Origin of the sequence: Streptococcus anginosus, from assembly GCF_001697145.1 — a bacterium.
In the GTDB taxonomy this organism is placed as follows: domain Bacteria; phylum Bacillota; class Bacilli; order Lactobacillales; family Streptococcaceae; genus Streptococcus; species Streptococcus hominis.
Window position 1 is genome coordinate 1,056,383 of record NZ_CP012719.1, and the last position, 12,220, is coordinate 1,068,602.

Here is a 12,220-nt window from a genome sequence, read left to right on the forward strand (position 1 = left end):
ATTATGCCTCTAACAAAACGTTCTAACAAATGGGCTTTTCTTCTCTACAAAGAAAGTGCGCCCGAAAACTATCTTGACATTTTAGAAGAAATGCAAGTCCCTTATATTTTGAGCCCGTGGCATGACCAAGATGTGGACAAAAAAACGGGTGAACTATTAAAAGCCCACAAACACGGAGCTCTCTTCTTTGATTCTTTGAAGAGCTATACGCAAGTATCAGAACTTCTTGCCGAAAATCTAAACACTCCTAAAAAGGTGCAAATTGTCTTATCTCCAAAGGGGATGCTTGACTATTTCACCCATGCACAAAACCCAGACAAAACACCTTATAACGCTGAAGACATTGAAAGCGGTGCAGGGTTTGACCTCGATCAGTTCCTCGTTGAGCAACAATCTGGGCGCTTTATCAATGAAGTCATTGACCTTATTAATGATTACAATTTTACCGAATTTCAAGACCTAGTAATCTATGCAAGACACAATGACCCTCGCCTGCTCACATTGATTATGAACCGTACCTACTTTTTTACAAAATTTATAGAATCAAAACGCTATCGTGCGAGTAAACACATCAAAGACGTGACCATCATTGACCAAGAAATGGATACAGACTAACTGCCTATGAAACCAACCACCCTACAAATTGACTTAAAAAATATTACGATACAACTACCACCCGATAAAATTATCGTTGACAGTTCCGAGTATGAAGAACTCAAAAAAACCTCCTCAAAAGGGCGTTATCTAACGCTCTCTGAGGTTTTAGAACTTCTTTCCGTCTCTCGTCCATGGCTGCTCGAAAACGTGCTTTATAAGCCTGAAATTCGTAAGCAAATTGACATTTATAAAAATAGCAATGGATTTGTGAAATACCCAGATAGTCAAGGCGGACGCTATTACTTTCTAGCAAGCAAAACCAAAGAATTTTTCGAGGATCATTTTGCAAAAATTTTTGAATTATGATAAGATAACCAAGATAAAACCTTGGTTATCGATTTCTTAGAAAAGAGGTAATCATGTCACTATACATTACGCAACGCGGAGGAAAAAAAGGGAAGTGGTCTTATCGTATCACTGACAAAAAAGGAAACTATATTACATCAAAATCAGGATTTAAAACCAAAAAAGAAGCTGAAATTGAAGGTTTGACCCAAGAAATTAAATTACATCAAGGAAAGGTCATTGATAAAAACATCAGTCTCTTTCAATTGTGGGAAAAATGGTACCATTTAAAAATCATCCCACTCAATAAAATGGAATCTACACAAAACAAGCATCGCTTGCGTGGAAAGTTTATTCAAAAATACTTTGGAGACTCACCCGCTGTATCCATCACATCAAGCCAATATCAAGCATTTATCAATAAATACGCTGAGACAAATTGTCGTGATAATGTCAGCCGCCTAAATGCAGAGATACGAAGTGTCCTTATTTTTGCTAGGCAAGATAAACTCAGTATAGATTTATTCACAGAAGGAGTTGTGCTATCTGGCAGAGAATCACCAAAGTCTAAGAATGAAAGATATATCCATAGCTTAGAAGATTATAAAAAACTTTGTCAGTATCTAGAATATCTCCTCGATTATCAAGAATCCGTCATTCCATATCTCTTATATATCCAACTGAAAACAGGTATGCGGTTTGGAGAAGTTCTTGGCTTAACTTGGGATTGTATCAATATTGAAAATAAGACCGTTAAAACATATAGACGCTATGATCGCACAAGAAAACGCTGGACAAAAGCTAAAACAGAAACTTCTATCCGTGACGTTCCGATTGATGATACTACAGTCTCTATTTTACAAAAGCTAAAGGCTGAACAAAGGTATGTTTTAAGAAGCCATCAAGTTTCTAATCCAGACAAATGTTTATTCTTCGATAAACAATCTGGACTACCTACAAATTCAGCAGTCAATAAACAATTAAAGAAGATACTATCTGAATTGTCTATTACTCCTTCAAATATGACTAGTACAGGTTTAAGACATACTTACGCAAGCACACTTCTGGCAATGGATATAGACATCTGGGCAATCGCCAAGAATATGGGACATAAAGATATTCAGCAAATCAGTGAGACTTACGGGCATTTAATCAAAGAAAAAGCTATCCGTGAAGACAATAAAATCCGTGACTTTTTCCACGGTTTAAGCCAGTAAAAACTATTTTGAACAAATTTTGAACAAAAATAAAAGAAACGCTGATTTATCAACGTTTGAAGCCTTTGAAATATGTCCCCTGCCGGAATCGAACCAGCAACTACTCCTTAGGAGGGAGTTGTTATATCCATTGAACTAAGGGGACTAGAGAAAAACTCTGCCAAGTGACAGAGTTAATTCTACATTAACGGCGAATTTCTTTGATACGCGCTGCTTTACCTTGCAATGCACGAAGGTAATACAATTTCGCACGACGTACTTTACCGTAACGCACTACTTCAATCTTTTCAACACGTGGTGTGTGAAGTGGGAAGATACGTTCAACACCTACACCGTTAGAGATTTTACGAACAGTATAGTTTTCTGAAATACCAGCACCTTTACGAGCGATAACCACACCTTCGAAAATTTGGATACGTTCGCGATTTCCTTCGACAACTTTCGCATGAACACGAACAGTGTCACCAGGACGGAATGCAGGAATATCAGTACGAAGTTGACCTTCAGTCAAACTTTGGATTAATGGATTCATTTTTCTTCTCCTATCTTACTAATCTTGCAGTTCAAGACCACAGCGGATTAGTCGTTTTCTAGTGCTTCCATTGCGCACTAACTAATATTATAACAAATTCTATAATAATTGTAAATGCCTTATTCGGATTATTCTTCCATTTTAGCGAATTATTGAAGAACCAATGAAGCTGCTCCAATGACGCCTGCATCATTTCCAAGCGTTGCAAGTGCAAGTTTTGTTGATGTACGCACTTGAGGGAAAGAATTTTCTTCATAGACCTTACGAACACCGTCTAGCAAAAATTCACCTGCTGCAGAGACGCCACCACCAATGACAATTGTTGACGGATTTAAGATAGATCCGATATTCGCACAAGCTATACCAAGATAACGTGCAAAATTGCGATAAACAATGAGGGCTAGTTCATCACCAGCTTTAGCCAAATCAAAGACAATTTTTGCATTAACGTCTTCACCGTTATCAATCAATTTTTTCAGCTCTGCATCACCAGCATATTCATCAGCGTAGCGACGCGTTAAATTGACAATTCCCGTTGCAGAAGCTACAGTTTCTAGGCAACCTTTTTTGCCACAAGTACAGAGAATCGGCTGGTCAAAATCAACTGTGATATGTCCCAATTCTCCGGCTGCTCCAGCTACACCATGCAGTAGTTTTCCTTCCGCAACAATGCCACCACCGACACCTGTCCCAAGTGTCATAAAGACGACATCTGGTTGGTTTTCACCAGCACCTTTCCAACGTTCGCCAAGCGCAGCTACATTCGCATCATTATCAATAAAGAAAGGAATGCCAGTCGCTTTTTCAATTTTTTCTTTTACGGGTTGAAGGGTTTTCCAGTTTAAGTTGTAAGCTCCGATAACAGTTCCTTTTTCACGATCCACGACACCAGGAGAACCCATACCAATTCCAATGAAATCTTCAGCTGAAAGGTTTAATAATTTCAAGCGATGGTTGATCGATTCAATCATATCATCAACAATATGACTGCCTTCATCTAAAATATTTGTCTTAATAGACCATTTTTCTTGAACTTCTCCTTCTTGGGTCAGAATCGCAAACTTCACAGATGTACCACCTAGGTCAATCCCAATAATTTTTTTAGACATGCTACTCTCCTCTAATAACTTTTTTTCATTCTTATTATATCAGATTTTTTACGAATTGAAAAGGTTTGCATAGAACTTGAATAGTTTTGAATGACTTGTGCTACTCTCTGCTTTCATTTTACAAGACAAATAAAAAATTGCACAATAACGATAGATAATATTAGTATTCATTTTACCTATAGTTAAAACTGTCCAATTCATTGATCAAAAAGGAGACATCATGCTGAATTTACAACACTTGGAGCAACTCATTGTTTTACCTTGTCTAAGGCAGCCGAAGTCCTACTCATCTCTCAGCTATCCTTAACTCGAAATATGCAAATGCTGGAAGATGAATTGGGAGTTACTCTTTTTGAGCGAAGAAAAAATAAATTAAGTTTCACGGAAACCGGTCATCAAACAGTTAAACTAACCAAAAAATTTCTGAAACAAAAACAAAAATTTCTCGATGATGTACAACATTTTGCATTAAAAGAAAGTACTATTTTTGGTGGTGTTAATGCGCCGGGAGCCATCTTTGAACTGGAAAGTCGTATAAAAGAAAAGGGCTTGGAACAACACATTCAAATTGAGCAAAAGACGAATGACGAATTGGAAAAAGCTCTGGATGACGAAAACGTTCACTTCATTGTAACAGACTATCCTATCAAAAAGAGCATATTCTTTCCATGGGGCTTTTCATGGAGCAACTTTACTTATCCGTTCCCTTGACTCACCCGTATGCCACACGAAAAGAGATAAAACTTGCAGAATTGGCTAATTTGACTATGCTGCTGCGGATCGGATCTAGGCATTTGGCAGCCATTAGTCAATCAACTGACGCAAACAAAGTTTATTGTTCAAAAAGATTGGGTAGCCTTTGTTGATTTGGTAAATGCTTCTGAATTACCAACTTTTTCTACCAATATTACTCAACAAAACACTGAAGAATCCACTGTGAATAGCCAACGTATCCAGATTCCTATCTCGGGCAAAGAAGCTACCAAGACTTTCTACATTTCCGTTTTGAAGAAGAATAAAGCTATTTTACAGGAGTTGGTGAAAACTAAATGATCTATGTTTATGAAAAAACATGATATATTCACTATAAAATAAGATTATTAAACAACTAAATACTGTTCTAGTATTAAAACTGAATAAGATGAAAAAGCCCAACTCAATCAAAATAAAAAGTTAGGCTTTTTCTTGGTACTATTGTTACTATTGTATTGTAAAATAAGATGATTAGTTAAAATACTTGCCCTTTATATACAGACCTATCACCAAAATATTTTCTAATAGAAATATCACAAATACGATTAATTTAACATATTTGTTTGGAAATAACAATGCAATAATTGGTAAGATAAAATAGCTAGCAAGAACAAATAGACTAAATTTTGGAGTTAACTTTAGATAACCTTTCAAAAATTATAATAAAGCATTCTTTACATCAGATTACTTACTTACATATATAATAATCTTTTTCAAACGAAAATCCTGTTTTCATTTTCTCCCCAGAAATCCTAAAAAGAGATCTATTGTGCTGGCTTCTTGATGATTAAAGAAAAGGCTGGTTTGGGTGTCCATGCTTGCAGTCTTCACCATATTCTCTGCACTGAGTTCAAAGTCAAAAACATCAATATTTTCCTTCATTCGCTCAAAACGTGAAGACTTAGTCAAGCAAACAATTCCCCGTTGAACTTGCCAGCGAACCATGACTTGTGCAGTGGATTTACCATGTTTATCAGCAATATTTTTGAGAATTGGATTGTTGAAAATGTCACCACGACCTTCTGCAAAAGTAGCTCAAGATTCAATTTGCACCTTATTTTTTATCATATTTTCTTGTGCGAATATCTGTTGATTCAGTGGGTGAGTTTCCACTTGATTGACTTGTGGTGTAATCTCATTGAAAGCTACAATGTCGCTGAGACGATCTGGATAGAAATTAGACACACCAATCGCTCGAAGTTTTCCTTCTTTGTAAAGTTTTTCCAAAGCACGGTAGGCACCATAATAGTCACCAAAAGGTTGGTGGAGCAACATAAGATCCAGATAATCTAACTCCATTCTGTCAAGAGATTCTAAAACCGAGGCATAAGCCTTGTCGTAGCCATAGTTGGATAGCCAGACTTTACTAGTGATGAAAAACTCTTTGCGGTCAATCCCAGACTCTCGAATCGCCTCGCCTACTTCCTTTTCATTGGCATAGGCTTAGCAGTATCAAAATGACGATAACCTGCCTTGATAGCATTTAGCACAGCACTCTTGGTATCTTTGGGAGCAATTTGGTACACTCCAAAACCTAAAATTGGAATTTCGATACCGTTGTTTAAGGTTATATTTTGCATGTGACTTCCTCTTTTCGCAATTTTTATCATAAGTATAACGCTCTTTTCAGAAAAAGTACAATAGCAAAATTGCAGAGTAGTATGCAAAAAATGAATAGCAATTATCGTCCAATTCATAATTTATAACAACAAAAAAGAGGAGATTAGGATAGATGTCCATGATTGTGTCAGCAGCCCTAGTCTTCTGTTCTACTCCTTCTCAATTTCTTTGATTTCGCTGGTTTTGTCTATCTACAAGGCGCTCTTGAACTAAGGAGACAACCTCATCATTGGTTGGCAAGTCCGAGTGCTGGGCATCCGCACCTGTGACTGTGGTTTCAGTATAGTGCGCCGCTTGTCCTTGATAGATATACTTACCAGCACTTACACTTGTATCAGGAACCAATTCATCCGAATCATAAGTAATGGTTCCTGCAACAGAATACATAGCTAAAGTAGTCGGAATATTTTCGCGATTTTTGATGAAATCAGCTAACATCTCAGTTTTGTTGTTGATATTGGTTTCAGTAAAGTTATAAGGCGTTCCGATTGTCATCAACTTCTTCAATTCCACATCATAGCTGCCGAGGTAATTTTCAATAAAAGCTGTGTAAATTAAACCACCATTCGAGTGACCCAAGCCTTTAAAATTATTGAAATTGTATTTTCCTTGGAGATTTTCAAAGGCAGCGTCAACCATTTTGGCCTGTTTTTTGATGTTACTATAGCCATCTTTATTATTTTCAAAACCAATTACAATGATTGGCTCGTTATCATTCGCTGCGATAGAGCCATTATATGTAATTCGTCCGTCATTCCAGGCCTTAACTTTGAGCAAGCTATGCTTCACGCCACGACGTCTTTGATTGAGCTTTTGAACCAAGCCGTCAAAGCGGCTCTCCGTAGCAGAACTACCTGGTATCATAATGATTGGCGACATCCGAGCATTATAAAATTTAGCAATTTGATCAATGTTTTTTCTCGTCCAACTATAAGAGGGAATTGCTAGTCCTATCAAAAAAATTAGAACAATTAGTAGCACTATTTTTACCTTTTTAGTCATGTTCGCCTCCTTTCCGATCCATTTGTCTGAGTTCCTCATGAATCCGGTCATTAAATCTCACAAAGGGGATATAAATGAGAACATCGATAATAAAAATAAAAATTCCTACTGCTAATGCTCGCAAACTTCCGCCTGTCCCAATAAAAGCATAGAGTACACTTGGCGCTCCGCTAGGAACTGGATAGACAGCCGGAGGTATTATTCTAAAATATAGAAAAATACTAGCTACAAAGACATTCAGCATTGGTACGAGGATAAAAGGGATTAAAAATAGAAAATTGAAAAATATAGGAATCCCAACCATAAAGGCTACACCATGGTTAAAAAGTGAAGGAAAAATACTTTTCAAACTCACATCTCGGTCTTTGCCACTTCGAGATTTCCAGAGAATAGCTACGAGAAGAGCTAAAACTCCGCCCAGACCTGAAAACGTTCCATAAGCATCATACAGATTGGTCGTTGAAAAGAGATAAGGTACCCCTGTCGTAGTATGATGTTTCAAAGCATAATTGAGATTATCCAAGGCAGAGGAGTCATTGACAAACGACAGGTCATTAAATGGATTACTATTTCCAATCCAAGCGCTAAAAGTCCGTAAGGCAGTATTCATTTCAATGACAAAGATATTGTTTCGATTGACAATTAAGCCTGACAAAAAATTTGCAATTGTTGAGAAAACATTGTATCGATTGCCCAGATTAATGAGAAAACTAACCAAGACAGCCAGAGCAAACGAGCAGAAGATAGGGCGCAACGTTTTAGGGTAATAAATAAAATGCTCATCTACAATGTGATCATCATTCGGACTTGAAAATCGAAAAATTTGTCCCACCACATAACCAATCAATATTGCAACAATTAGATTGATATTGACAGGAAGATTGATTCTCGTCAAAGCGCCGTCATTTAAAACCACCGAAAATAATTCGCGTGAATTGACTAATAAGCTAAAAATAAAGGCTGTAATCCCAGCGGTCCCCGTACTACGACCATAATAACCAGCTGTGTACTTTGCACTAAAATAAGTTGCTAATGGTCCTGCCAATCCTCCTATTAGATAGGTGAAATTTGTCGTAACTAAGCTAATAGTTGAAAAATGAGGAAACCAATGCCGAATCGCAAAAAGATTGTTGATATAGCCATTTATACCAAAAATGGATTCAGATAAAACCATTGTTATCGTCGTCAGCAAGAAAAACGGAAAGAGCGATACCAATGTTTCTTGTGTAATTTTAATGAAACTCATTTTCCGAAAGGCAATCATTTTTTTATTAAGTATTGATCTATACTACTTTTTCTGGTTAATTTATTGAATATCATAGCTTGATTGTAGCATTGTTGAGATGACGATTCAATTAGCTTCTTTAAAATTAAATGCTAAATGTTTTGAATAGCTATTCTTTAATGTTTTTGATCAGATCTAAAAAGGCTCAGATAAAAATCTAAACCTTTGAATTCTTTTACCCTAATTTTCTTGTAACATATTTTTGTGACTGTGCAGACAAAACGCTAATAATCGTTCCCACAGCACCGGCACCTGTGAATAATAATAGCAAACCAAGATTTGTCCAATAAGAGATATGCACTTCATTGCCATTAAAAATATACTCTGTTAGATAAGTAAAGGCTGTAAAAATATCCACTCCTTCTGCTTTTGCAAGCTGAATTGCATAATCAAATTGGTGCGCAACCAACATCATCACAAACATAAACACGACACTGATTGCAATCCCAACTTTAGATAACTTTTTACCTAACAATTCATATCCTTTAATCGTACAAACTCCCATGACAATCCCTGCAACAACAGCTACATATCCAAGTTGAGCAATCACCAAGGTAACAATTCCCCCTATCAAGCTCCCTAGAAAGGCTCCTACCGTCCCTGCTAAGATACTTTCCTTTTGGTGGTCATAAACTTGGTTTTCAATTGACAAGTTTGAGCTTAATTCTTGAAATGCTTCTGGTGAAAGCAGTAAAAGGTTCCCTCCGACTTGATAAAGATCTACTTTCCCTGCTTTTCCGGTCTGCTCACAAACATTCGTAAGATTTTTTTCTTTCAAGAACACGATAATGTCTTGTAATCCTTGACGAATATGTTCACGTGTTTTTCCTTTGGTCATACCTACTTTAATATCAAAGCTTGATTTATACAAATTAACTTGATAGGTTTTCAATGCCTTAGAAAATTTCGTCAACTCTTTAAATTCTTCCAAAGAAGGCAACGCTTCGCCATTTTTTACCGAACAACAAATACGGTATTGATTTTTTTGATTCATTTGTTCAATATAGAAAGTATAACCATCTTTTTGACCAAAAATAACAGATGAAGTCTCATCAAATTGCAACCCTAACTCATCCGCAAGCGCCTGCAAATCAAGTTTATTCATAACCGTGCTCCTTTATATATTCTTTATTTATTATAGCATACATTTGAATAAATAGACAAGAGGAGATTTTTTGTAAAAATATTAAAAGAGGTTAGGACAAAAATTCCCAACCTAAAAAGTACACTATCGCAGCGACTGATTGCTCAAAGTACTGCCTTGAGGTGGCAGTTCGAGCTTTCCAAGCGGTTCACTTTTCAAGCTCAGAAGAGCCACTTTGGGCGAAAACTTCGTTTTCCTTGTCTGCCCTCACAATAGTTGCTCAGACTATTGAGCAACCTTACGAAAGTAGGATTACGAACTAAATTTTCGTTTCATTAGTTCTGTTCCACCCTCTTCACTCTCTTCTCAATTTTCTACTCGGACGCCTTGGCAATCAACCTGAAGTTCAAAAACTTGTCCTTTAAATTGTTGCTCTTCTATTTTCTCTTTTATCATATTCGACTGCTCTTTTGGCGCTAGAACCATCACAGTAGGTCCTGCTCCTGATAGATAAGTCGCATACGCACCGTTTTTCTTTGCCAACATCTTGATTTTTGGAAATTCCTTAATCAAACCTTGGCGAAAACGCTCATGAAAACGGTCGGACTCAATAGCACGCCCCGCTGTTACCATATCGCCCTTCATTAAAGCGGCAATAGCCACATTCGCTACAGAGCTTGCAGTGACAGCTTCACGATAAGATAAACCTTTTGGAAGAACGCTACGGCTGTCTTTAGTACGCAATTCATAATTTGGAACATAGGCAATAAAGCTTACTTCTGGAAATTCCGTCACTACAGTTGAAACGTTCTCGTTTAAATAACTAGAAATCGTCAAATTACCATAAATAGCAGGTGCTACATTATCTGGATGTCCCTCAATTTTCGTCGCAAAATTCAATTTTTCAGCATTTGACAACTGCAAATTTGCCAATTGATTTGCAAGTTCAATCCCTGCAACAATAACGGAACTAGAAGAACCCAGACCACGCGCTAAAGGGATATCACTTGTCATTTTTAAATGATGAGGTTGAATAGCTGGAGCAATTCTGCGCGCCACTTTAATCAATAAATTCCGTTCGTTAGAAGGAATACGCCGCTCCAAATCATGCTCAATCATCCAATGGTCGCTTTCTCCCAGAACTTCAATGGTTAGATATTTACTGACAGCTACACCAACCGAATCAAATCCCGGACCAATATTCGCACTCGTTGCAGGTACAATAATTTTCATTTTATTCTCCTAATACTTTGAAGGTGTTCAATAATTTAAAATCAGAAGTTGCCTGCAATTTTCGAATGACATTTTCTAGCTGCGTTTTGTTGACAGCATGGGTAATAATCACAACACGTGCGGTATTTCCATCTGTTCCTTGTTGCAGAATTTGTTTAAAGGAGATATTTTCAGCATTAAAAATTTCTGCTAAGCGTAAAACTTGTCCTTTCGCATCAGGTGCTAATATCGAAAAGTAGTACAGGCTCTTACGATCTTCTGGTTTAGCCAGAACTAATTCACGCCGGAACTCATTAAAGGCTTTTCCAACGGTTCCTTCGTTTATCCGTCGAACAATCCGAATAATATCTGCGACAACGCTTGTTGCAGTGGGTTTTTGTCCAGCACCTGGACCGTAATACATCGACTCACCAATACCTATAGATTCCACAAAGACTGCATTCATCACGCCATTCACACTAGCAAGAGGATGAGATTTTGGTAAAAAGGTCGGTGTGACTTCTGCAGCGAGACCTGATTCCGTTTCCTCAATGGAACCAACTAATTTGACAACATAGCCTAATTGCTGCGCAACTGCTACATCTTCTGGTGTAATATTGCGAATGCCTTGATGGGCGACATCTTCAAATTTAACCGTCATTCCAAAGGCAAATTGACTTAAAATAACCATTTTATAAGCAGCATCAATTCCGTCCACATCATTGGTTGGGTCGCTTTCTGCAAATCCAAGTCGTTGTGCTTCAGAAAGTGCTGCCTCATAAGACCAGCCCTCTTCTACCATTTTGGTCATCATGAAGTTGGATGTCCCATTGACCACACCGAGAATACGTGTAATTTTATCAGAAGCTAGGGAATTAACAAGCGTGCGTAAAATCGGAATTCCTCCCGCTACTGCCGCTTCATAGTAAAGAGCTACTTTATGTTTTGCAGCAATCTCAAGCAACTCAGCGCCATGAACTGCCAGCAAGTCTTTATTTGCAGTGACAACATGCTTACCTGCCTCTAGCGCTTGAGTGATGAAAGTTTTTGCAGGTTCAATACGCCCCATCAATTCAACGACAATCGTTACTTCATTATCATTTACAATTTCATCAATCGTCGTGACAAAATTAAAATGATTTCCCGCTGCTAACAAACGCTCTTTTTCAGCATCATCTTTTACCAATACTTTCGCAATTTCAATTTCTGAATGAGCTGCTTGCACAATCTTTTCACTATTTTCTTTCAATAAAAATGGAACACCACTAGCAACTGTCCCAAAACCAAGTAAAGCAATTTTAATAGACATGACTACTCCTTGAGATTTTATGCTTTTTATTATAGCAAATAAACTTGTTTTTTTCTAGTAAGCAGACTTCAGGATTTTTATAAAAATAATAGAAATCTATTTTAAAAAATTGTGAACGGTTAGTCAGAAATATGGTAAAATAAACATAGTGATTT

Annotated in this window: 10 protein-coding genes, 1 tRNA gene and 2 pseudogenes; 4 read left to right on the forward strand and 9 right to left on the reverse strand. The window is 37.2% G+C overall.

Going from position 1 to position 12,220, the window contains the following annotated elements:
* Window positions 1-3 precede the first annotated feature (3 nt).
* The 3 genes from SanJ4206_RS05160 to SanJ4206_RS05170 are packed head-to-tail and all read left to right on the forward strand — an operon-like array spanning window position 4 to window position 2,159.
* Entirely contained in the window at window positions 4-615 is a 612-nt protein-coding gene (locus SanJ4206_RS05160) for a replication protein (protein ID WP_003029561.1), read from the forward strand.
* A gap of 6 nt (window positions 616-621) precedes the next feature.
* Window positions 622-963 carry a DUF771 domain-containing protein gene (locus SanJ4206_RS05165; RefSeq protein WP_003028025.1) on the forward strand — a complete coding sequence of 114 codons (342 nt, stop codon included), beginning with the start codon at window positions 622-624 and terminating at the stop codon, window positions 961-963.
* Between the two features lie 53 nt (window positions 964-1,016).
* Window positions 1,017-2,159, forward strand: coding sequence for a site-specific integrase (locus tag SanJ4206_RS05170; RefSeq protein WP_022524837.1), 1,143 nt, complete (start codon window positions 1,017-1,019; stop codon window positions 2,157-2,159).
* Window positions 2,160-2,232: 73 nt separating this feature from the next.
* On the opposite strand, the gene SanJ4206_RS05175 is transcribed toward SanJ4206_RS05170, so the two are convergent.
* The 3 genes from SanJ4206_RS05175 to SanJ4206_RS05185 form a co-directional block, all read right to left on the reverse strand.
* Window positions 2,233-2,304 (reverse strand) — tRNA-Arg (locus tag SanJ4206_RS05175).
* Between the two features lie 39 nt (window positions 2,305-2,343).
* Complete coding sequence (gene rplS, locus SanJ4206_RS05180) at window positions 2,344-2,691, reverse strand: 50S ribosomal protein L19 (RefSeq protein WP_003024326.1); 348 nt, start codon at window positions 2,689-2,691, stop codon at window positions 2,344-2,346.
* A gap of 149 nt (window positions 2,692-2,840) precedes the next feature.
* The gene (locus SanJ4206_RS05185) at window positions 2,841-3,800 is read right to left on the reverse strand and encodes an ROK family glucokinase (protein WP_003027901.1); all 960 of its coding nucleotides are present in this window, start codon (window positions 3,798-3,800) and stop codon (window positions 2,841-2,843) included.
* Window positions 3,801-4,115: 315 nt separating this feature from the next.
* On the opposite strand from SanJ4206_RS05185, the gene SanJ4206_RS09930 reads away from it, so the two are divergent.
* A complete protein-coding gene (locus tag SanJ4206_RS09930) occupies window positions 4,116-4,511 on the forward strand; it encodes a helix-turn-helix domain-containing protein (protein WP_003027902.1) in 396 nt (131 codons plus the stop codon).
* 774 nt (window positions 4,512-5,285) lie between these two features.
* Here the strand turns inward: SanJ4206_RS09930 and SanJ4206_RS05200 are convergent.
* From SanJ4206_RS05200 to SanJ4206_RS05225, 6 genes and pseudogenes are all read right to left on the reverse strand, one after another.
* Window positions 5,286-6,133: pseudogene (locus SanJ4206_RS05200) on the reverse strand (aldo/keto reductase).
* A 199-nt stretch (window positions 6,134-6,332) separates the two neighbouring features.
* The gene (locus tag SanJ4206_RS05205) at window positions 6,333-7,175 is read right to left on the reverse strand and encodes an alpha/beta hydrolase (RefSeq protein ID WP_003027907.1); all 843 of its coding nucleotides are present in this window, start codon (window positions 7,173-7,175) and stop codon (window positions 6,333-6,335) included.
* Window positions 7,168-8,495: pseudogene (locus tag SanJ4206_RS05210) on the reverse strand (PTS sugar transporter subunit IIC). The gene SanJ4206_RS05205 and the pseudogene SanJ4206_RS05210 overlap by 8 nt, the downstream one beginning before the upstream one ends.
* A gap of 140 nt (window positions 8,496-8,635) precedes the next feature.
* The gene (locus SanJ4206_RS05215; protein ID WP_003027909.1) at window positions 8,636-9,565 is read right to left on the reverse strand and encodes a hypothetical protein; all 930 of its coding nucleotides are present in this window, start codon (window positions 9,563-9,565) and stop codon (window positions 8,636-8,638) included.
* Window positions 9,566-9,910: 345 nt separating this feature from the next.
* Window positions 9,911-10,777: a homoserine kinase gene (gene thrB / locus SanJ4206_RS05220; RefSeq protein ID WP_003027911.1), complete on the reverse strand. Its 867-nt coding sequence runs from the start codon at window positions 10,775-10,777 to the stop codon at window positions 9,911-9,913.
* Between the two features lies 1 nt (window position 10,778).
* A complete protein-coding gene (locus SanJ4206_RS05225; RefSeq protein ID WP_003027912.1) occupies window positions 10,779-12,065 on the reverse strand; it encodes a homoserine dehydrogenase in 1,287 nt (428 codons plus the stop codon).
* Window positions 12,066-12,220 lie beyond the last annotated feature (155 nt).